This is a genomic window from uncultured Victivallis sp. (genome assembly GCF_944391105.1).
In the GTDB taxonomy this organism is placed as follows: Bacteria; Verrucomicrobiota; Lentisphaeria; order Victivallales; family Victivallaceae; genus Victivallis.
This window is the reverse complement of sequence record NZ_CALXSK010000028.1, coordinates 1-21345: the sequence shown is the minus strand read 5'-3', so window position 1 is coordinate 21345 and position 21345 is coordinate 1. Positions and strand designations below refer to the sequence as shown.

20 protein-coding genes are annotated in these 21345 nt (G+C 57.8%); 14 read left to right on the top strand and 6 right to left on the bottom strand.

Annotation, left to right across the window (positions count from 1 at the left end; all coding sequences use genetic code 11):
* Nucleotides 1-73: 73 nt before the first annotated feature.
* The 7 genes from Q0K10_RS09675 (at nucleotide 74) to Q0K10_RS09645 (ending at nucleotide 4812) form a co-directional block, all read left to right on the top strand.
* The gene (locus Q0K10_RS09675) at nucleotides 74-760 is read left to right on the top strand and encodes a helix-turn-helix domain-containing protein (RefSeq protein ID WP_294506392.1); all 687 of its coding nucleotides are present in this window, start codon (nucleotides 74-76) and stop codon (nucleotides 758-760) included.
* Nucleotides 761-834: 74 nt separating this feature from the next.
* Nucleotides 835-1284, top strand: a complete 450-nt coding sequence (gene aroQ, locus Q0K10_RS09670) for a type II 3-dehydroquinate dehydratase (protein WP_294506390.1) — start codon at nucleotides 835-837, stop codon at nucleotides 1282-1284.
* 38 nt (nucleotides 1285-1322) lie between these two features.
* The gene (gene accB, locus Q0K10_RS09665; protein ID WP_294506388.1) at nucleotides 1323-1790 is read left to right on the top strand and encodes an acetyl-CoA carboxylase biotin carboxyl carrier protein; all 468 of its coding nucleotides are present in this window, start codon (nucleotides 1323-1325) and stop codon (nucleotides 1788-1790) included.
* Nucleotides 1791-1810: 20 nt separating this feature from the next.
* On the top strand, nucleotides 1811-3181 hold the full coding sequence (gene accC / locus Q0K10_RS09660) for an acetyl-CoA carboxylase biotin carboxylase subunit (RefSeq protein WP_294506386.1): 1371 nt from the start codon (nucleotides 1811-1813) through the stop codon (nucleotides 3179-3181).
* Entirely contained in the window at nucleotides 3178-3654 is a 477-nt protein-coding gene (locus Q0K10_RS09655) for an Asp23/Gls24 family envelope stress response protein (protein WP_294506384.1), read from the top strand. The genes accC and Q0K10_RS09655 overlap by 4 nt, the downstream gene beginning before the upstream one ends.
* A 61-nt stretch (nucleotides 3655-3715) precedes the next feature.
* Nucleotides 3716-4246, top strand: coding sequence for a hypothetical protein (locus Q0K10_RS09650; RefSeq protein WP_294506382.1), 531 nt, complete (start codon nucleotides 3716-3718; stop codon nucleotides 4244-4246).
* Entirely contained in the window at nucleotides 4240-4812 is a 573-nt protein-coding gene (locus Q0K10_RS09645) for a nucleoside triphosphate pyrophosphatase (RefSeq protein WP_294506380.1), read from the top strand. Before Q0K10_RS09650 ends, Q0K10_RS09645 begins: the two co-directional genes overlap by 7 nt.
* On the opposite strand, the gene Q0K10_RS09640 is transcribed toward Q0K10_RS09645, so the two are convergent.
* Both Q0K10_RS09640 and Q0K10_RS09635 read right to left on the bottom strand, forming a co-directional pair.
* Nucleotides 4798-6018, bottom strand: a complete 1221-nt coding sequence (locus Q0K10_RS09640) for an FAD-dependent oxidoreductase (RefSeq protein WP_294506378.1) — start codon at nucleotides 6016-6018, stop codon at nucleotides 4798-4800. The genes Q0K10_RS09645 and Q0K10_RS09640 overlap by 15 nt on opposite strands.
* Nucleotides 5999-7018, bottom strand: coding sequence for a hypothetical protein (locus tag Q0K10_RS09635; RefSeq protein WP_294506377.1), 1020 nt, complete (start codon nucleotides 7016-7018; stop codon nucleotides 5999-6001). Before Q0K10_RS09635 ends, Q0K10_RS09640 begins: the two co-directional genes overlap by 20 nt.
* A 231-nt stretch (nucleotides 7019-7249) precedes the next feature.
* On the opposite strand from Q0K10_RS09635, the gene Q0K10_RS09630 reads away from it, so the two are divergent.
* The 3 genes from Q0K10_RS09630 (at nucleotide 7250) to Q0K10_RS09620 (ending at nucleotide 11311) form a co-directional block, all read left to right on the top strand.
* Nucleotides 7250-8317 (top strand): GntR family transcriptional regulator, encoded by a 1068-nt coding sequence (locus Q0K10_RS09630; RefSeq protein ID WP_294506374.1) that lies wholly within the window; start codon nucleotides 7250-7252, stop codon nucleotides 8315-8317.
* Between the two features lie 258 nt (nucleotides 8318-8575).
* Nucleotides 8576-9442, top strand: coding sequence for a type II secretion system protein (locus Q0K10_RS09625; RefSeq protein WP_294506372.1), 867 nt, complete (start codon nucleotides 8576-8578; stop codon nucleotides 9440-9442).
* A 27-nt stretch (nucleotides 9443-9469) separates the two neighbouring features.
* Nucleotides 9470-11311, top strand: a complete 1842-nt coding sequence (locus Q0K10_RS09620; protein WP_294506370.1) for a hypothetical protein — start codon at nucleotides 9470-9472, stop codon at nucleotides 11309-11311.
* 206 nt (nucleotides 11312-11517) lie between these two features.
* On the opposite strand, the gene Q0K10_RS09615 is transcribed toward Q0K10_RS09620, so the two are convergent.
* The gene (locus Q0K10_RS09615) at nucleotides 11518-12702 is read right to left on the bottom strand and encodes an FtsW/RodA/SpoVE family cell cycle protein (protein ID WP_294506368.1); all 1185 of its coding nucleotides are present in this window, start codon (nucleotides 12700-12702) and stop codon (nucleotides 11518-11520) included.
* Nucleotides 12703-12801: 99 nt separating this feature from the next.
* Entirely contained in the window at nucleotides 12802-14070 is a 1269-nt protein-coding gene (locus Q0K10_RS09610; protein WP_294506365.1) for an adenylosuccinate synthase, read from the bottom strand.
* A gap of 282 nt (nucleotides 14071-14352) precedes the next feature.
* Here Q0K10_RS09610 and Q0K10_RS09605 point away from each other — a divergent pair, with 282 nt between their 5' ends.
* From Q0K10_RS09605 to Q0K10_RS09590, 4 genes are all read left to right on the top strand, one after another.
* Nucleotides 14353-15630 carry a glutamate-5-semialdehyde dehydrogenase gene (locus Q0K10_RS09605; protein WP_294506362.1) on the top strand — a complete coding sequence of 426 codons (1278 nt, stop codon included), beginning with the start codon at nucleotides 14353-14355 and terminating at the stop codon, nucleotides 15628-15630.
* 24 nt (nucleotides 15631-15654) lie between these two features.
* Entirely contained in the window at nucleotides 15655-17469 is a 1815-nt protein-coding gene (locus Q0K10_RS09600; RefSeq protein WP_294506360.1) for a hypothetical protein, read from the top strand.
* A 2-nt stretch (nucleotides 17470-17471) separates the two neighbouring features.
* Nucleotides 17472-17924 carry a hypothetical protein gene (locus tag Q0K10_RS09595; RefSeq protein WP_294506357.1) on the top strand — a complete coding sequence of 151 codons (453 nt, stop codon included), beginning with the start codon at nucleotides 17472-17474 and terminating at the stop codon, nucleotides 17922-17924.
* Between the two features lie 77 nt (nucleotides 17925-18001).
* On the top strand, nucleotides 18002-18634 hold the full coding sequence (locus Q0K10_RS09590; RefSeq protein ID WP_294506354.1) for a histidine phosphatase family protein: 633 nt from the start codon (nucleotides 18002-18004) through the stop codon (nucleotides 18632-18634).
* 10 nt (nucleotides 18635-18644) lie between these two features.
* Here Q0K10_RS09590 and Q0K10_RS09585 read toward each other — a convergent pair whose 3' ends face one another.
* Both Q0K10_RS09585 and Q0K10_RS09580 read right to left on the bottom strand, forming a co-directional pair.
* On the bottom strand, nucleotides 18645-20072 hold the full coding sequence (locus Q0K10_RS09585; protein WP_294506351.1) for a tannase/feruloyl esterase family alpha/beta hydrolase: 1428 nt from the start codon (nucleotides 20070-20072) through the stop codon (nucleotides 18645-18647).
* Nucleotides 20073-20218: 146 nt separating this feature from the next.
* Nucleotides 20219-20809, bottom strand: coding sequence for a peroxiredoxin (locus tag Q0K10_RS09580; protein ID WP_366942991.1), 591 nt, complete (start codon nucleotides 20807-20809; stop codon nucleotides 20219-20221).
* Nucleotides 20810-21345 lie beyond the last annotated feature (536 nt).

The following is a 21345-nucleotide window of genomic DNA, read 5'->3' as shown; positions in this document are numbered from 1 at the left end:
AAAGAATTGCAGAATGCACCGAAGTGCGCTATATTGATTAGGAAAAAGCAACCCAACATATAAGGGTCATGATATGGAAGAATTGAGACACGGGCTGCTGCCCGGCCGGAAAAACGAGGAAGAGCCGGAGCTGTTCCGCGATGAGCCGCCCGCGGCGAAGGGAGAAGAAGAGGAGGAGCCGATCGGACCGATCGATTCGGAAATACGCGAGGTTCCCGATTCTCCGGTAAAGCCGAAGACCTATTGCAGAATCGCCGGGGACGGTTCATTCGGGGAGTGTCTTGCGGAATTGCGGCAGCGCCACAACCTTACGATCCGGCAGTTGGCGGAAGAGACCAGGATTCGGGAGATCTATCTGGAGGCGTTGGAGGCGGAGGATTACAAGAATCTTCCGCAACTGGTCTATGTGATGGGTTACATCCGCAAACTTTGTGCGCTTTACGGCGTGAGCAAGGAGGATGCGGATGCGCTGACCGCGGGGTTGCGTGAACGGCTGCAGTATGAGCTGCCGGAAGACATCACCAAGGCGGTTATGGATCATGAGGTCAGCGAGGAGAATGAGCGCAAGCAGCGGCAGCTGATGCTTCTGGTTGCCGGAGGCGCGGCGCTGGTGGTGATTGCGTTCATTGTGGTGGGCGTGTTGATTCTGGTCGGGCTGCGGAGCTGTTCGTCTGCTGAGGCTTCCGGGGCGCCGTTCGACGAAAGCCGCCTGCTTGAATTGCAGTCGGCCCCGCGGATTGAGTTGCAGGAACTGAAATGAAAAAGGACCGTTTTCCGGGAGAAAATCTCCGGAAAACTGGAAAAATCCGGAAGTTGGTGCTATAGTAGTTGGTTATGAAAATATTACTGATCAATGGGCCGAATCTTCAGCTTCTTGGTTTTCGGGAGCCGGGGATCTACGGTCGCGACACGCTTGAATCGATTGTGTCGCATCTGCGTGAGCTTGCCGCCGGATTCGGCTGCGAGCTGATTGACTTTCAATCCAATCATGAGGGCGAGATCGTCGATCGGATCGGGAATTCCATTTCGGAGGGGATTTCCGGTATTGTGATGAATCCCGCGGCCTACACGCATACATCCGTGGCGATCCGGGACGCGATTGCCGCGGTGAAACTTCCGGTGGTGGAGGTGCACCTGAGCAATGTGCATGCCCGCGAGGAGTTTCGCAGCCGTTCCCTGACCGCCCCGGTCTGCATCGGCGTAGTTGCGGGGTTCGGAGCCGACTCTTACGAGCTGGCGCTCCGTGCCCTGTGTTCTCATTTGAAAAAGCGGAATCAACAGTAATGTAATCGAAACCCCAAATTCCAGGGAGAGCTTCTGCAATGAAAATCGAAGAAATCAAGACGATAGTCAAACTGATGAGCGACCATGATCTGACCGAGTTCAAGATCGAAGCCGAGGAGTACAATCTCTGCATTCGGCGGGGAGGGAGTGTTCCCGCCCAGATTGTGACCCAGGTTGCTCCGGCGGTTCCGGCCGTGGCGGCGATGCCCGCTCCGGCGGCGACTCAGGCGGCAGCTCCGGCCGTGGCTGCCGCGGAGGTTGCGGCGGCTCCGGCAGAGACGATCGATTCTCCGCTGGTCGGAACATTCTATCGTGCCTCTTCGCCGGAGGCGCAGCCGTTTGTGAAAGTCGGCGACAAGGTTACGCCGGATACGGTTGTCGGCATCATCGAAGCGATGAAGGTCATGAACGAGATCAAGGCGGAAAAGAGCGGCGTCATCAAAGAGATTGCCGTGGAAAACGGTCAGCCGGTCGAATACGGGGAAACGCTGTTCGTAATCGGATAACAAGGTGACGGTACACAATTATGTTCAATAAAATCCTGATAGCCAACCGCGGCGAAATCGCGCTTCGCGTGATCCGGGCGTGCCGGGAGCTCGGCATCCGGACCGTTGCGGTCTATTCCCAGGCGGACGCCGACAGTCTTCCGGTGCGGATGGCGGACGAAGCGGTCTGCATCGGGCCGGCGCATTCGAACCAGAGTTATCTTCTGATCGACCGGATTCTGTCGGTGGCGGCGATTTGTGATGTGGATGCGATTCATCCGGGTTACGGTTTTCTTTCGGAAAACGCATATTTCGCGGAGGCGTGCCGCAAGCACGGCATCACGTTTATCGGGCCGACGCCGGAGGCGATGCGTGCGCTTGGCGACAAGGCGGTCGCGCGTGATACGATGAAGAAGGCGGGGGTCCCGACCACGCCCGGCAGCGACGGGGTTCTGCTTTCCGAGCAGGAGGCGCTGAAGATGGCGCATCAGCTCAAGTACCCGGTCATCATCAAGGCGGTGGCCGGCGGCGGCGGCCGCGGCATGCGCATTGCGCGCAACGACGCGAGCCTTGTGCAGGGGTATCACGCGGCCCGGACCGAGGCGGAGAGCGCGTTTGCAAACGGGGCGCTCTACATGGAGAAGTACCTGGAAAATCCGCGCCATATCGAAATCCAGATCATCGCTGACAACTACGGCAATGTGGTGCATCTGGGCGAGCGCGACTGCAGTGTGCAGCGTCGCAATCAGAAGCTGATCGAGGAAGCTCCCTCTCCGGCGCTTTCGGCGCGCTTGCGGGAGCGGATCGGCGCGGCCGCCGTCAAAGCGGCGAAGGCGGCGGGTTACACGAGCGCCGGTACGATCGAATTCCTCTACACGGAGGACGGCAACTTCTATTTCATGGAGATGAATACGCGGATCCAGGTCGAACATCCGGTGACCGAAGCGGTGACCCGGATCGACTTGATCAAGGAGCAGATTCGGGTTGCTGCGGGCGAACGGCTGAGTTTCCGTCAGAAGGATGTGCAGATCAGCGGGCATGCGATCGAGTGCCGGATCAATGCGGAGGACCCGTTCAACAACTTCACGCCGAGCCCGGGACGGCTTGACCTTTACATTCCGGCCGGCGGGCCGAATGTGCGGGTGGATTCGCATGCGTACACCGGTTACCGGATTCCCTCCTACTATGACAGCATGATCGGGAAGCTGATCGTCTGGGGACACAACCGCGAGGAGGCGATTGCGACCATGCGCCGTGCGCTCGATGAGATGACGATCGAGGGGGTCAAGACCACGATACCGTTCCAGAAGCAGATCGTCTCCCACAAGAGCTTTAATCTTGGGAAATACGATACGGGGTTTGTGGAGCGCTTCATGCAGGAGAGCTCGAAACATAAGGAGGACGGAAAATGAAGGCGGCGGCAAACAACAGAAAGGCGGCAGTTCCGCAGACGGAAGCTGGAAACACTGCAGCGGCGGCTCTGGAAGGTTCCGAACTCGGCGAGGTGAAGGTTCACGAAAATGTGATCGCTTCCCTGGTTCGTAAAGCGGCTCTTTCCGTGGAAGGGGTTTCGCGCCTTGCGGGCAGCTCGCTGGTGGACAACATTGCGGAGTTTGTCGGGAACCGCAGAATGGCCCGGGCGATCACGATCGAGATGGACGACAACAACCGCGTGACGCTTGAGATCAAGCTGGTTTTGAAGAGCGGTTACAACATTCCCGAAATTGCGCCGCGGGTGCAGAAGGCGGTCATCGAGGAGGTTGAGAAGGTGACCGGGATGACCGTCACGAAAGTCGGCGTTCTGTTCCAGGACATCGACGATGCGGCTTCGGAGGAGGAGAGCGGCGACGACGATGCGGAGATCGATTCGATCCCGATGAACTGATGATCGAGCGGGGTGTGCCGGAATGCGGTGCGCCCCGAATGTTTCTGGAGGAGGTGCCGGAATGGTTTTTGAAGAGCTTTTTTCGAGCGAATTTTACCGGGAGTTGTTCAACAACGAATTTAATCTCGGATATGCGATGGGGATTGGCCTGGTCATCGGGCTTCTGATCCTTCTGGTGATTCTCCGGATCATTCTGCGGCTTTTGTTCCGTCGACACCGCTGCGGTTCGATTGTGGTGCCGGACGCCGCGGGAGAATTGATTATTTCCAGCGAGGCGGTGGAGAAGGCGGCGCGGTCGGTGCTCGGGAACTTCAAGGAACTCGATGTGCGCCGGATTCGGCTTTACCGGCAGGGAAAGAGCTATCAGCTGCTGTTGTTCTGCACGTTTGTCGGCGGCGGCAGAGGATTGCCGGAACTTTCCCGCGAAATCAGGCCGCAATTGATTGAGACGCTCGAGCGGTTGTTCGGAATTCATTCCATGCGCAAGGTGCAGTTCCGGATCGATACGCTTGACGAGGGCGCGGAGCCTGTGATCCAGCCCCCGGCGGTTCCCGCGAAGGAGGCGGCAAAGGCCGCGCCGGAGGAATGCTGATTCTTGCCTCGGGGTCGCCCCGTCGCCGGGAGTTGCTGGGGCGGATCGGCGTGCCGTTCGTGGTGGAGTCCGCCGAGGCGGGGGAGATCGATGTACTGCCTGATCCGCGACAGGTTCCGTTGTACAACGCGGAACTCAAGGCGTCGGCGGTTTCCGCAAAACATCCGGATGCTGTGGTGCTTGGGGCGGACACCGTGATTCTGTTCGAAGGGCGGGTGATCGGCAAGCCGCGCGACCCGGCGGATGCCCTTGCGACTTTGATGGCCCTTTCGGGGCGGACACCTGAAGTCGTTACCGGATTGGCGCTGTTGCGCGGGCTCCCGGAGTTCCGGCGCGTCTGGAGCGAAACGACGCGCGTGACTTTTCTGCCGTTCGATGTGGAGACGGCGAAGCGTTATCTTTCCCGCGTTCCCGTTCTGGACAAGGCGGGAGCCTATGCGATTCAGGAACACGGGGAACTGCTGGTCGCCTCGATCGACGGCGAGCTCGACAATGTGGTCGGGCTGCCGCTCGGGCGGCTGCAGCGCGAACTTGCCGCGCTGGGAAGCCGTTCAGATCATGCCTAGTTTTTTCCGTACCGGAACAAGATCGATTTCGCGCGGAGTGCGCTTTTGTCTGATGCACTCGGCTGCGGCGAATCCGGCGGCCCGTCCATACTCTCCGACGTGGCCGATCATGCGGATGGCGCTGAATGCCTCGTGGGTCGCGCCGATGCAGCGCGAACCGATGATGACGTTCGACAATCCGACCGGCAGCAGCGAGCGGAACGGAACTTCATAACCCTCCACGCCGGGCGGAAGCGGTTCAAACCGGGTCCCGCTGCCGGTGGGGCTGTGAATATCGACGTGCGAGGTGCTGCGCAGAATGCTGTCATCAAAGTGCGCGGCGCGATTCATATCTTCTTCGGAGAACATGTAATCGCAACGGATTCTGCGACTTTCACGGACGCCGATTTTCGAGCCGATCCGGCTGAGAAAAGCGTGCTCGAATCCGGGCAGCGTTTTCAGGAAGAGGCTCATTTCCGCGACCTGGCGGCGGGCGTCGATCATGGCCCGGGTCAGGGAGGCGGCGTCGGTTGGATCGTATCCGTTGAGCCGGGTGCTGTTGAAGAGCAGCGTGCCGGGAACCGGAAGCCGGAAGAAGAGCACATCCTCCCGCGGGTTGTGAAGCAGCCCCCTGGCCTTGGCGATGTTGTAGCGGAGATTGATCTCCTTCATCGGGGGTATGCGGTCGAAATCGACACCGCTCATGAAAAACGGCAGCGTCATCGGCTGACACAGCCCGTCTTTCCGGTTCCCGAGTTCAAATTCGGCACCTGCGGCGACGCAGAGGTTGCCGTCCCCGGTTCCGTCGATGAAGATGTCGGCGGAGATTTTCCGCCGGCCGGAGGCGTTGTACAGCGTGACGGACGAGACGTTTCCGTCGGCGGTTTCGACCTCGATCATCTCGGTTCCGAGCAGCAGCTCCGCGCCGGATTGCGTGAGGAGTTCGTCGAGGATCAGCGAGAGGGCGACGTCGTCGAATTCATCGCAGCTGAGAGCGCCACGGGCGGCGAGGCGGTTCATCAGGATGTCCTGAAAGGTCGGAGCCGTTTTTCCGGGCGGGATCGGCTGGGAGAAGCTCGCGATGAGCGAATTGACCGGGACTCCTCCGAAGCGCCAGCTTGATTCGACCAGCAGAGTGTGTGCTCCCGATTCGGCGGCGGAAACAGCCGCCGCCACTCCGCCGATTCCGCCGCCGATGATTGCGACGTCATAATGGTTGTGATTCATGTTTCACGATCCTTTCTGAAATGGGAATGAGTTCCGCGGTAAGTTCGCGCAGGCCCTGTCGGGCGAAGTGTTCGGGATCCTCGACCGGTCGGAGATCGATTCCCGTGCCGGAGAGCGCGCGAATGAGAGCTTCTCCGTATTCCGGCCAGTTGAGGCCGACAATCCGGAGCCCGAGTTCAAAGAAAAGTCCGGAGAGCACCCCGGCAATGACGGAGGCGGGCAGTCTCCCCTTCCCTGCGGCAATAGCGGCCGCAAAGCAGTCGCTGCGACCGCAGAAACAGAGGGGGGCGGCGACTCCGCAGGAGCGGTGTACGGCATTGCCGGGTGTCCCGCAACGTCCGAGTGCGATCTCTCCGAGTTCCATTGTGCCGATTTTCCAATGTGCAGCATTCCGACAGATCAGGAGGCCGATGTGATCCGGTTGTCTGGCTGCGGCGGCGAACCCCCGGGTGGCGGCGGCGATCTGCGTGAATACCCGCCGGATCGGGATCTCGCGCCAGGCCTCCAGCATTCCGACAGTTTCGCACGGTTCCCAGGCCCCGATTCCCGAGACGTGAAAGATCATGCCGGGATCCGGCGCCACAAGTCCATCGACGCAGAGGGTCGCCACCTGAACTGTTTTCCCGGCGATTCCCTCGCGGATCGTCCGATTGATGGTTTGCAGAAAGGCTGCCTGATTCTGTTCCGGAACGATTGAGCTGTACCGTTCGAGGACTCCCCCGTCACAGCCGAGAAGTTCCGCTTCGACCCGGGCGGGCGCAGCCATGACGGCCAGCGCCCGCTCTTTTCCCGGCAGCAGCCGCAGCCGTTCGATCGGCCGTTTGACGCCGGGGGCGCGAAAGCTTTCCCCCGCGACCATTCCGGTCTCGCGCATGACTCTGGAATAGTTGGTGATCGACGCAGGCGAGAGTCCGGTCCGGGCAGAGAGTTCTTCCCTGGTCAATTCTTTGAAGAACAGCAACTTTTTCCTCAGATCCGCGATCACATCCGTCGGGTTCATGCCGGCTCCTCCCGTTTATTAATAAATTTACTACAATAAAATTAATATTCAATCCCGGAGCCGGAAAAATCCGGGAAAAATCTGCCGTGAAGAATTTCCGTCTGTCCGGTCGCCGCTCGGTCATGCCGACTACGACCATTGAAATGTGTATTTTTTTTCAATACAGTCTTGACATGGAGATCAATTTGTGTCATAATATATACTGTATTTAAAATAAACACAGAAGGCATTATGGTTCAGAACAACATTCGGTTTAATCGTGCTGATCAGTTGACACAGCATTTGACGGCACGCTGCCTGCAATTCCGTGCCGGGGAGAAATTTCTTTCCGTCCGCCAGATCATGGATGAATTCAATGTCAGTCAGATCACGGTCAAGCAGGCGATGGAGCGGCTCTGCGAGACGGGGGTGCTGGAAGCGCAGGAGCGCCGCGGTTATTTTGTCCGGCGGGAGCCGCGTTACCGGAAAATAGTCTGTTTGACTCCGTCTGATATTGCAGATTATTCGGAAGAGCTCTCTTCTCTTCTGAAAGAAGAGGCGGAAAAGGCCGGTTTTGAATCGTCGCTGGTGGATATGCCGGACAATGCGTCGGGAGTGGCAATGCTGCCGGAGCTCAAAGCCGACGCGGTATTGTTCATTCCTTACGCGCACGAGGAGATTACTTCGGAACAGCTCAACCGGATCATGGCGCAGCCGATGCCGGTTATCATCATTTACGGGACAGTGAGCGTGGGTGGCTGTCGTTACGTGGATGGCGACAACGAGTTCAGCGGGGTGCTGGCCGCAACGTATCTGCTGATGAACGGCCACCGGAAATTGGGAATTCTGGTGTCTGAACCGGAAGTGACGGTGATCCGGCAACGGCTTGATGGTTTTCTGAAATGTGCCCGGGCGTGCGGGGTGGAAGTGGAAGTGCTGCATCCACATATTGAGATCGGGGAACCTTCGCCATTGCGCAGTTACGAGTTCTTCAAACAATATCTCTCTGAACATCCGAAGCCTGGTTTTACGGGATTGTTCGTGGTGTCGATGTTTCCGGCGCGGGAGGTCATCCGGGCGGCGAATGAGTGCGGTCTTGAGATTCCCCGTGATTTCAGTTTGATCTCGCTCGGCCGGGCGGGGCATAAAGCCGGAGAGGACATTACAAGAATCAATACCCGCCGCGATCTTGTGGTTTCCTATGCGGTGCGTCTGGTGAAAGAATATTTCGAGCATAAAGAAAACGCTCCGATATTCCATATTGTTCCGGCAGAGATCCACCAGGGCAACACCGTAAGAAATATCGGCTTTCCACAATAAAACGAAGGAGGAGAGATGAGACGTTATTGTACATGGATTGAATTTCTTATGGTAGAAACTTGTCAAATATACCATTCTTCCCTTGTTTGCACCCGGCAGTCAAGAGAGGGGTTCGGGGGAGAGAAAGCGGCAGGGAAAGCCGCGTCTCTCCCCGTACCGAACGACCATCAAACTCCTCATCGGCCAGTTATCGCCCCGCAACAGAGTTTCCGCTCGCGTTTTTGCGGCTCTTTCTCCTCGCGCCGGCCGACCGCAGCCGTGTCCGAGACCGCCCCGTACGCGGCACCGGCACCTTGCCGGACGCAAGGGGTGCGGGGGGCGGCGGACACGCCCCCTGCCTCCCACGACCATGCAACGGTTAAGGCGGCATTTACACTTATCGAACTTCTTGTAGTGATTGCGATCATCGCGATTCTGGCGTCGATGCTGCTGCCTGCATTGAATCTGGCGCGTGACCGGGCGAAAGAGACGAAATGCGTTGGCAATCACAAGCAGGTGATCGCCGCACAGCTCATGTATTCAAACGACAACAACGGGCGGATGGTGGTCAATACGATGGGACGTCCTTTCTCGGAGGCGCTCATGGGGGTGAGGTTGAATGCGTCACCGAACTGGGATTACACGCTGGACAGCAAGTTTGCGAGTTACATTTCACCCGGCAGCAAGAAGATTTTCGTCTGTCCGTTTCATATGGAGGCGGACAGCGGTCACTTTGACGCATGGCAGACCAACGGCATGTACGTGGGCACCTGGGATTCGAGTTATACGAACAATACGGACCGCACAGGAGTCTATATGAATTTCATCAATTCCTCAAACCTGTTTTACATGCTGAACAAGGCGCGCTGCCCGAGCCAGCTGCATGTGTATGCCGACACCGCACAGTACGGTTCGGGGGACTGGTTCAAGGTTCCGCGCGGGATCAATCAGTACAGTCACACCAGCAATGGAGTCGGGGTGCCGAGCGGCGGTCAGAATTCCGGAATCTGGCTCGGGCACCGTAACCGGGCGAACCTCTCGTTCATGGACGGGCATACCGAATCGATGAATTCGACGGAATTGCGCGACAGCGTCATGCAGGTCCGGAAGGTGGTTACGCAGCAGCTTGAGCTGCGCAGTTTGTGACGGCAGAATTCCGGGAGAAATTTTCGAATGAAAACATGGAAGACATTAGCCGCTGCGGTTTTGCTGGGCACAGCTGTGATTTGCGCCGGGACGGATTCTCCGTGGGGGATCGCCGCCCATCCGCATGCCGCGAAAGAGTGGGAGAACATCGACCGCCAGCTCGGGATGATGCGGGACGCAGGGATGACTTCGCTGCGGCACGACATGAAATTTTCGCGAATCGCCGCGAAAAAGGGACAGTACGATTTCAGCAGCTACGATGAGCTCCTGGAGAAACTCGATCAATATGGGATGGAATATCTGCCGATCCTCGAGGGGTATGACTGGGAGATCAGCAAAAGCCGCCCGGATGCGGTTCCGCTTTACAGGCATCCGGAAGAGTGGCGTGCCTTCGTCCGCGCCTGCGCCCGGCACTACAGGGGGAAGTTGAAAGTCTGGGAGATCTGGAACGAACCGGACGGCGGATTCTGGAAACCTGATCCGAACGCCGCGCAGTTCGTACCGCTGCTGAAAATCGCATACGAGGAGCTCAAGGCGGCTGATCCGGAGAACGTCGTGATGGTCGGCGGCCTGTGCGGTTGGAACGTCGGATATCTGCGCGACATGTATGCCGCAGGCGCAAAGGGGTATTTCGATGCGATCGCGGTTCACCCCTACGGATGGGGAGTCGACCGCAGCGCGTTTCAGCGGAAACGCATGGAGGAGTTCAAGACGGTTCTGGCCGAGCATGGCGATGAGGAGAGTGCGCTCTGGATCACGGAGTGCGGCGGGGCAACCAACCGCAGCAATCTGATCGCGCAACAGCCCGATGTGCTCATCAGGGCGATCGGCGCGGTGGCGCGGAAGATCGGGCGGAAGCTGCCGCCGCAGCTGGTCGTCGGGGCGCCGGTTTCCCGGGAGCATCCGGATCGCGATTTCGAGCCGTCCCGCAACTGGCTGCCGAATGCGAAACTCATTCCGGTCACACCGGAGGAACTGGCAGAAGCCGATCCGGAGAAACTGCCGGTTTTTCTCGGCTGCGAACACACCGCCATCGAGGAGTCTTACAAAGAGCCGATGCTGGAATATGTGAGAAAAGGCGGGATTCTGCTCGCATTCGGCGAAGTGCCGTTCTATTACGTCCGCTATCGCAATGAGCAGGGGAACTGGTCAAGCCGCAGTGCGGCCGGAGAACTCCACCCTTATTACGGGATCGGTTATCAGGCGTGGTGGACGAAACCCGGCATCCCGAAATCCGCCAGTCGAACCCTTACGACCGCCACCGGGAAAGAGGCCGGAATCGGGGAACTCAAAAATGTCTATGTCACCCGGTTTCTCAACGCCGCGAATGTCGCGGAAGGGGATGAATACACCCCGCTGGTTCAGGTTCTCGATCACACCGGAAAAGCCGTCGGTGACGGAATCGCACTCTATACGTTTCGCGAACGACGCGGCGCGATTCTCGGCTGCACCATCCAGTTTGCGGGCGGATTTGCCGAGGCGGAGCAGGCACATCTGCTGCAGACGCTCTATCTCTCCTACCTCGCCGCTGGAGTTGAGAGAGTCTACTTCTACGATTTCCACAGCGATGGCGACAACCCGTCTGAACGAGAGGACAACTTCGGCATCGTACGCTGGAATTATGAACCGAAACCCGCTTATTTCGCCTACCGGGAAATGAGTGCCGCCCTCGGCCGCGCCCCCCGGTTCTCGGGACAGATTGCCGATGTTCCGCCTTCTGTGCAGGCGCTGCTGTTCGACCGGGAGGAGGGCGGACGGGTGCTTGCCTTCTGGAGCACTTCCGGCGAAACGGTCTCCTTCCCATATCTTGGGGAGACTTACGAGGCCGCGCCGGCGGTCCGGTTCGCCAAGTTGCCGGCCGGACACTGACCCGTCGGAAAAGAGCGCCCTCCCGCGGATGCCGAAAATGCAGAAAAAAGCATCCGAAGGAGGGCCGATGGAAAAGAGTGCCCGTTTCTTTTCCGGAGAACACCATTACTATATCACCGCAAACGAGGAATGCAAGCCGGGAAATTAGTTTTGGCTAACTTTTTTTGAAAAAATTTTTCCGTTTACGGTTTGCAAGGGGAGGCCGGTCAGATTTTGCCGTCATCCCGGTGGCGGTAGACGGACTGCATGAGTCCGCACGCGATCATGAGCATGAGAAAGAAGGAGCCGCCGTAACTGATAAAGGGCAGCGAGAGGCCGGTGACGGGGGTGATGCCGATGCTCATGCCGATGTTGATGAAGCAGTGGGCGAAGATGATCGATCCTACGCCGATGCAGAGATAACGGCCGAACGGGTCGTCGGTCAGGAACGCGGTTCGGAGGATCGAGTAGAGCAGCAGCAGATAGGCGAGGAAAATCAGCAGACAGCCGATGAATCCGGTTTCCTCGGCAATGATCGCGAAGATGAAGTCGTTGTTGGCGGCCATCTGGGGGAGAAAGCCGAGAGAGTTCTGGGTTCCGGCGCCGATCCCTTTGCCGAAGAGCCCGCCGGAGGCGACGGCAAGTCCCGCCTGGTAGGGCTGGTATCCGGCGGAGGCGAGAAAATCCTCCGGATGGAGGAATGCGAGGATGCGGTTCAGCTGGTATCCCTTCAGGAAGGGGTGGATGCGCAGAACCTCGTTCGCGACAACGAGCGCGAGGGCGCAGATGGAGGTGATGCTGACCGTGATGATGAACCGCCATTTGAGTCCCGCGCAGAAGACGATCGCCAGATAGATGGGGATCAGGATCAGCGCACTGCCGAAATCCGGTTCCTTCAGGATCAGGACCAGCGGGATTGCGACCGTAACTCCCGAGAGCAGCAGACAGAAGAATTTGTTCACCGAGAATATCGCAGTGGAGAACATCGCCGCTAGCAGCATGATGAGTGCGAGTTTTGCGAATTCCGAGGGCTGGAGGCGGAATCCCACGCCGGGGATGTTCAGCCAGCTGACCGCTCCGTTGACCTTCTGGCCGATGAACGGCAGAAGCAGCAGCAGAACCAGCGTGATAAGGTAGAAGACCAGGGAGAATACCTTGTATTCCGTGCGGCGCAGATTGACCGACGAGGCCGCAAGCCAGAGAATGAGTCCTCCGCCGACCCAGAGCAGCTGTCGGTTGAACGCCTGCAGCGAAAGAGTCGTGCCGATCTGAACCCCGGTGGAGTAGATGAAAACCAGCCCTGTACAGATCAGGAACAAAAGCGCAGTGATCTGGATGAAATCATATCCGCCGAGATAGCTCAGGATACGGATCAGCCATCGGCCTTCGCTTTTTTTCTTCGCCTTTCGCATTCCTCAAATCACCTGGCGTTTGGATGAAAACGGGGGGCGAAAAGAAGCGAACTTCCCCTCTCCCCCCCGTCGATTTGCCGCTGTTCGGCATCCCTTTGTTCAGACTTCGAAAGTCTGGTCGCGGCGGGGGCCGACGGAGATGATGGCGAGTTCGGAGTCGACAAGCTCGGCGATGCGGGCGAGATACTTCTTCGCGTTGTCGGGGAGTTTGTCATAGCATGTGACGGCGCTGATGTCCTGTTTCCAGCCGGGAAGCCACTCGATGACCGGTTTGACGGCGGCGAGTTCCTCGGCGGAAGCGGGGAACTCCTTCGTGACCCGCCCGTTGATTTCATAAGCGACGCAGACGCCGATCTGGTCGAACTGGTCGAGCACGTCGAGTTTCGTGACGGCGAGCTTGTTCACGCCGTCAACCATGCAGGCGTAGCGGCTTGCGACCGCGTCGAACCAGCCACAGCGGCGCGGACGGCCCGTGGTCGCGCCGAACTCATGGCCGATTTTGCGAAACGTTTCGCCGTTTTCATCGAAGAGTTCGGTCGGGAACGGGCCTTCGCCGACGCGGGTCGTATAAGCCTTGATGACGCCCCAGGTGTCACGGATCTTCTGCGGGGCGATGCCCGCGCCGGTGCAGGCGCCGCCGGAGACGGTGTTGCTGCTCGTGACGAAGGGATAGGTGCCGTGGTCGATGTCGAGCAGTGCGGCCTGCGCGCCTTCGCAGAGGACGTTTTTACCGGCCTTGATCACATCGTTCACAAGGTAGACCGTGTCGCAGACATAGGGGCTGAGAAAGGCGGCCGCTTCGCGGACGAGAGCCCACTCCTCATCGATGTTGAGCGGGGCGATGTTGTGTTCGGCAAAGGTTTTGTTGTACCGTTCGGCCTCGGCGCGGAACTGCTCCTCAAGCCGGGCGGGATTCTTGAGATCGATGCCGCGGATGCCGGTGCGGTTCATCTTGTCGGCGTAAGCCGGGCCGATGCCGCGTTTGGTGGTTCCGATCTTCTTGTTTCCGGCATTGGACTCCCTGAGCGCGTCTGCGCGTTTGTGATACTCGAAAATAAGCTGGGCGCGGTTCGAAAGGCGGATGTTGTCGATGGAGAATCCCCGGGCGGCAATGCCCTTCATTTCCTCGACAAGTCCGAGGACGTCGACGACGAGTCCGTTGCCGATGACGTTGATCACGTTCGGACGGAAGATCCCGGATGGAACAAGGTGAAGCACATAGTGTTCGTCGCCGATTTCGACGGTATGGCCCGCGTTGTTGCCGCCCTGAAAGCGAACGACCATGTCGACGTCGCGGGTGAGCACGTCGATGAGTTTGCCCTTTCCTTCATCGCCCCACTGGGTTCCGACCAAAATGTCAACCGGCATATTTCCCCCCTGCATCAAGGTATTGATAACTCGTCTGAAACAAAGGTAATAACATAGCGCTTTTTGCCGGAATTTCAAATCGCATGAGTCAATTTCGCAGCATAATTTTTTCCTGTCGAAACGGGTTTCCGGCGGTCGGCCGCGAAAAAAAACGTTTTTTTTCGGGGAAACTTGCGATTGATCTTTAAAAAATGGGCGCGGAAATTTGAAAGTTGACGAAAAGGGAGGTATTTTAATACATGATTTGTGGATAAACGGGACGAACCGAGGGAGAGTGGTCAAGTGGGCGATTCGATCGATGTCGGAGTGATGACGCAGGTTCTGCGTGAGATGGGGGAAAAGGCTGTAGTTGCATCCCGTGCGCTGGCCGTGCTCCCGTCCGAGGCGAAGAACCGCTGCCTGCGGCGGATGGCCGAGGCGATTGAAGTGGCGGTTCCGGCGATCAAGGCGGCCAACGAGGAGGATCTCAAGGCGGCGAAGGCTGCGGGTCTCTCCGCGGCGATGATCGATCGGCTGACTCTGACCGACCGGCGCATCGCGGAGATGGCGGAAGGACTCCGGGTGGTCGCGTCGCAGGCTGATCCGGTCGGCCGCGTGCTTTCCGGAACAACCCGTCCGAACGGTCTTTTCATTGAAAAGGTCAGTGTGCCGCTCGGAGTGATCGGCATCATTTACGAATCGCGGCCGAATGTGACGGTCGACGCTGCCGGGATCTGCCTGAAGGCCGGCAATGCGGTGATTCTGCGCGGTGGCAGCGAGGCGTTCCATTCGAATATGGCGCTCGCGCGGCTGCTGGACGAGGCCGCAGTCGATTGCGGGCTGCCGGACGGAACCGTGCAGCTTGTGCCGTGGACCGACCATGCGGCGGTACCGATTCTGCTGAAGATGGACAAGTATCTCGATCTCATCATTCCGCGCGGCGGCGAGCGGCTGATCCGGCTGGTCTGCGCCGAGGCGACGATGCCGGTGCTGAAACATTACAAGGGTGTCTGTCATTTGTATGTCGACGCCGAATGCGATGTGGAGAAGGCGGTTGCGATCGTGGAGAATGCGAAGTGCCAGCGGCCGAGCGCCTGCAATGCGCTTGAGACTTTGCTGATTGACCGCAGGATTGCGGAAAAGTTCATCCCGCCGTTCCTCGCGACGATGAAGGCGCGCGGGGTGGAGTTGCGCGGAGACGCGGAGTTCCGCAAATTTGATCCATCGGCGGTTCCGGCGACGGAGGAGGACTGGTTTGCGGAGTATCTGGACCTGATTCTGGCGGTGAAGATGGTCGGATCGGTTGAGGAGGCGGTTGCGCATATCAACCACTACGGGTCGCGTCACAGCGACGGAATCATCAGTTCGATTCCGGCGGATATCGATTATTTCTTTGCGAACGTGGATTCGGCGACGCTGTACTGCAACGCTTCGACGCGTTTCACGGACGGCGGCGAGTTCGGGATGGGTGCGGAGATCGGCATCAGTACCGATAAGCTGCATGCGCGCGGCCCGATGGGGGCCGATGAGTTGACCAGCTACAAGTATCTCGTTCGCGGTGACGGGCAGATCCGCTCGTAATTTGAGCGGAGAGAGAGGGGAATCATGATTGTTCCGATGAAAAAGGTCACGCTGCTGGCGTTGAGTTCCGAGGAGAGTTCGGCGCTCAGTTCGCTGCGTTCCCTCGGTGTGATGCAGGTTGAGATGACAAGGGGGGCGGAGTCCGGCCGGAGCCAGCAGCTTTCGGAGTGCCACGACACGGCCCGCCGGGTTCTGACAGCACTGGAGAAGTACCGGAAAGAGCGCGAGAAGAGCGGGGCTGAGGAGAGCCGGAGCGCGAAAGTGCGTTCGGGAGCCGAAGCGGTTGATCAGGCCGCGCAGCTGTTCGACTCGCGGGAGAAGATTTCGGCGGAGCTGGCTTCTGTCCAGCAACGGCTGAAGAGTCTCTCTGTCTGGGGGGATTTTGACCGGGCGGAGATCGATGCGCTTCGTGCGAAGGGGGTGTACATCTACCTCTGCTTCGGGCGGGATACGGCGTTTGAGGCGGCCGAGTCGCTGGAAAATGCCGATGCGCAGCTGATTGCCGAGGAGAGTGGGCGCTACTATTTTGTGGTGTTTTCGACCGGACCGATTGAAGACGGCGTTCTGCCGGAAGTGCGTCTCGGCAGCGAGGACAATCCGTCGTCTCTGCGCCGTCGTGAAGGCGAACTTGGGAATGAGCTGCGGGCGGTCGAGGAGGAGATCGGAGAACTGTTTGCGTCGATTCCGGCGATGTCGAAGCGGGTGTCGCAGCTTTCGAGCGAGCTGGAGTTCTCGCTGGTCAGCGATTCGCTTTCGGAACATGGCGAGATCATGTCACTTTCCGGTTATGTTCCGGTTCCGGCGGTTCCGGCGCTTGAGAAGGCTGCGGATGAGAACGGCTGGGGGCTTCTCATTGAGGATCCGGAGCCGGGCGACCGGGTTCCGACTCTCATCAAAACACCGAAATGGGTGAAGACCATCGAGCCGCTGTTCGGATTTCTCGGGATTGAGCCGGGATACGATGAAATTGATGTCTCGGCCGGGGTATTGATTTTCTTCACGATCTTCTACGCGATGATTGTCGGAGACGCGGGTTACGGGCTTGTCTTTCTGCTTGGGACGTTGTTTGCCGCGTGGAAGTTCCGCGGCAATCCGGCGGCCGTGCAGCCGGTGAGGTTGTTTACGCTGTTGTCGGTTGCGACGATTGTATGGGGGGTGATGACCTCGAACATCTTCGGCATGGCGAACCCCTCGTGGCTGAAGTGGACGGAGGTTCCGCAGCTGACGGATGAGGCGGTCAAGAACCAGTATACACAGTTGATCTGCTTTACGCTGGCGCTTGTGCAACTCTCGCTGGGGCGGATCTGGAAAGCGCTGCACGACGGGACGGTTCGCAGCGTGGTCGGGAATCTCGGTTGGGTGTTTTTCCTGTTGGGCAATTTTATTCTGACGATCCGGCTGCTGGTATTTCCCGCGGCGTTTCCGCAGATCATGTTCTGGTTCTACGGGATCGGGCTGGTGATGGTGGCCGTTGCGGATGTGAATTGGAAAGATGTCGCTCAGGTGTTTCAGTTCCCGTTCAGCATCATCAACAGTTTCGTGGATGTTTTGTCCTACATCCGTCTGTTTGCGGTTGGTCTGGCCGGTTACTACATCGCATCGAGTTTCAACGACATGGGAAAGAGCGTGTTTGAGCTCGGGCCGGCATGGGTGACCGTGTTGCCTGCGGCGGTTGTGATACTTTTCGGTCATGTCCTCAACATTGCGCTCTGTCTGATGAGCGTGATGGTTCACGGGGTGCGGTTGAATACGCTGGAGTTTTCGAACCACGTGGGGCTGACCTGGGCCGGATCAAAATTCAAACCTTTTTGTAACAGCAAGAAAATGGAGGAAAATTAGGCATGGAACAGGAATTGATGATGGCGCTGGCGAAGGCCGGTGGATATGCGGCGGTCGGTCTTGCCGCGATCGGTTCGTCGATGGGTGCCGGTATGGCCGGAGCCGCGGCGATCGGCGCCTGGAAGAAGTGCTATCAGCAGGATAAGCCCGCTCCGTTCCTGCTGCTTGCGATGGCGGGCGCGCCGCTTTCGCAGACGATTTACGGTATGATCATGATGATTCTGATCAACGGAGCGGCGGCGGAGAATCCGCAGAACTGGCCGCTTTACCTGACGATCGGCATCTTCGGTGGACTTGCGCAGATGTTTTCCGCGACTTTCCAGGGGAAAGCGGCGGCGGGCGGCTGCAATTCGTTCGCGGAAACGAACCAGGGGTTTGCGAACGACCTGATGATCCTCGGTGTGATTGAGACCTGTGCGATTTTTGCTCTGGTCTTCTCGATCATGGCGATGTAATCGGAAGCCGGTAAAGACAGCAGGCACCCTTCGGGCAGATTCCCGCGGGGTGCTTTTTTCTTTGATGAGGGGGGAGAATGGCTACGACGGAAATTTACCTTGTGCGGCATGGCGAAACAGCGGCGAACAGCCGGAACATCGTGCAGGGACAGAGCGATGTTCCGCTGAATGAAAGAGGATTGGCTCAGGCGGCGCGGCTCGCGGAACGGTTGAAGGATATGAGATTCGATGCGGTTTACGCGAGCGATCTCGACCGGGCGATGCGGACCGCCCGGATTGTGGCGCCTCACGTCGAAGTGATTCCGTCGAAGGAGTTGCGGGAATGGGATCTCGGCGACTGGGTCGGCCGTCCGTTCGAAGAGGTGAAACGGCTCTATCCGGATGAGGTTGATGCGTTTCTGCATGATCACTCTCCCTGCCCGATTACGGGTGGCGAGTCGAAGGAGGCGGCTTACGATCGGGTGAACCGTTTTCTCGACGAGCTTGTCGTACGCGAGAATGGAAAGAGGATTCTGGTTGTGACGCATTGCGGGGTGATGCGCGGAATGCTCAAGCACATCCTCGGCATCACGGAACCACTGCCGCGCCAGCCTCAGGTCGGGAACGTCTCTTTGAGCAGGATTCTTCACGCAGACGGCTGCTGGCAGCTCGGAACCTGGAACGATATCAGCCATCTAGACGGGCTGCTCTCGCGTGCCGGAGGCTATTGAAGAGGAGGAATTACGCTTCCGCCGGCGGCAGAAAGCGGGCCGCGATTCTGCTTACTCCGCCGCGCGGGCCGGAAATGATTTTGAGGGCAGGTCCGTTTTTTTCCGGATAGGGCGGGATTGGGAGTTGGAGGTGTGGAGATCCTTCTTCGACCCGTTCTCCGCTCAATGTTCCGGGAAATTCCGCATTTTCCCGCCAGCGGGTCAGCAGATTCAGAAGGTCCGGCAGCTGATTGATGCCCGGTCCCGGGCCGTGACTCATTCCCGGGATCAGATAGAAGAGGCAGAATTTCCGGAGGTGTTCGAGTGATCCGGCTTTTTCCGCAGCTTGTTCATAGTAGTTGAGGGTCGCATGATAAGGAACGCACGAGTCCGCTGAACCGGAGGTGATGATCAGTTTTCCTCCATGTTGCTCAAATCGGCTCAGATCCGGATTTTCTGCATTCAGCCAGGGGCCGAGTTCTGCGGTATAGGTGTCGATGTCTCCCGCGAAGTTGATGGTCATCAAATCCCGCTCTTTCCCGAATACCCAGCGGAACAAATAGAGGTTTCCGCGGGCGATGTCGAACGTGCTTCCGAACGGGAGGCCGTCGAAGATGCGCTCCCCGGTCGTCGCATGGACGGGGCCGCCGAAGAGAAGGCGCAGCGCCTCCGCGTGTTCGGGGGTCAAGGAGGCATCCTTTTTCATCGCAAGCGCAACGACCGCCTCGATATCTGCCGGCGTACAGCGCGGATCGGAGATGAATTTTCCCGCAATGGTCGGTATTTCCCGGGGAGCCATGTATTCGTTTCCGGCGGCGATTACGTTCGCTTCCTGTTCCGCGGAGAATGGACATTTCTGAAGAATCTGGAAGTTCCAGAGGAAGTATGCATGCAACGGAGTGCGACAGTGAGCGGGTAGCTGGGCGAGAATGCCGTCGTAATCCTCCGGATACCGTTGCGCCTCCTGAAGCGCCTGCTGCCCCCCGGTGGAACTGCCGCTGAAATAGGAAAACGCAGGTTCGCGTCCGTAAAAGGCCCGGATCACTTCTTTTGCAGCCAGGGTCATCAAATGAGTGGCGCGAAAGCCGAAATCCTTCCAAACCTCCCTGTTCCCGATTCCGGAGTCGGGATTGGGGGATGTTCCGAGGTCGGTCGATGCCGCCGCGTAACCGTCGCGGAGCGGTTTTGTGAAGATGGCTGGATTGATGCTGCCTGCAGCCCCGCCGTTTCCGAGTCCGAGGAAGCGCCCATTCCAGTGTTGCGGCTCCGGCAGATGGATTTCAACGAAGATATTTGAACAGACAGCAGGTTTCAGCAGGATTTTGACGAGGGTGTGACAAGGCGGTGTGTCCGGAGTTGCGGATGCGGAGGAGGATTTCTCGATCAGAAGAATTTTTCCGTTTTGCAGTTTCAGATTCCGGACCGCCTGCAGGCCGGATGGGGTGGAAATCATGGACATGAGACCGTTCCTTTTCGTTTCCGATGGTAAAATCCGGAGTACTTTACCTTCTTCCGTTCTGATTTACAAGTGTTCCGGCGGTTCGACTGCAAAAAAAAACGCCCCCGACACCATAAAGGCATCGGAGGCGTCCCAGGGAGCTTTCTTTATTTTTCATGCCGCGAGAGATATGCGGAAATGCCCTCTGCGGTAGGTTTGAGCCCTTCGGCACCGTCGCTCCAGTTGGCAGGACAGACTTCTCCGTATTTCTCGGTGAACTGCAGCGCCTTGACGATGCGGAGCGCCTCTTCGACATTGCGTCCGAGCGGAAGGTCATTGATTGTCTCATGACGGACGATTCCTTCCTTGTCGATCAGGAAAAGACCGCGCAGAGCGACCGCCTCATCGACGAGGACGCCGTAATCGCGTGAAATCTTCTTTGTGAAGTCCGAGACCATCGGAAATCGCAGGTTGCCGACGCCGCCCTTGCTGCGTTCGGTCTGCTTCCAGGCGTAGTGACTGTATTCCGAGTCGACGGAAACGGAAACAAGTTCGGTGTTGAGCTCTTTGAAACGGTTGATCGCATTGTCGAATGCGATGAGCTCAGTCGGACAGACGAAAGTGAAGTCCATCGGGTAGAAGAAAAGGACTACATATTTTCCGCGCAAACTCGAGAGTTGAAACGGTTCAATCGAATTGTCCGGCATGACGGCATTGGCCCGGAAATCGGGCGCTGCTTTGGTGACCAGTGACATGATTACTCCTCCTTGCGTTGACTCCTTATCAGGAAACCTGAATATTTTGCTCAACGTTACTATATATCCGTTTTTTTAAATTACAAGAATAATAATCAAAATTATATTGATTTTTCGACCGGGTTTGAAGTTTCGACCAGGCGATTTGATCTTATTTTGAAAAAAGGGATGAGGTTGGAACTGACGGATGGTTTCCCGTTGCGATTGAGGTGGTTGGTCGCGATTTTCTGCGATTTGCCGGATATCTGACGGGTTATTTCAAATCAATTCGCATATTTTCCGTCACTTTTCCGTTACTTTGCGATCCTTTGAAAGAATCTCTCTGCGATCTCATGATTTACGACAAAAGAAAGTATTCCGAATATCCGATGGACGGGTTTCGGTGACTGGGAAATGCGGTACGCTTTGGGGGGATCTGCTTTACTCCTGGTTGCGAATCGATACAAGGCGTCAATTGTGGAGAAAAGTTGCGAAAAAGTTGTAATTTGAGCTTGAAAAGAGAGGGATGGTGGATTATTTTAAAAATCTGTTGCGTCCCT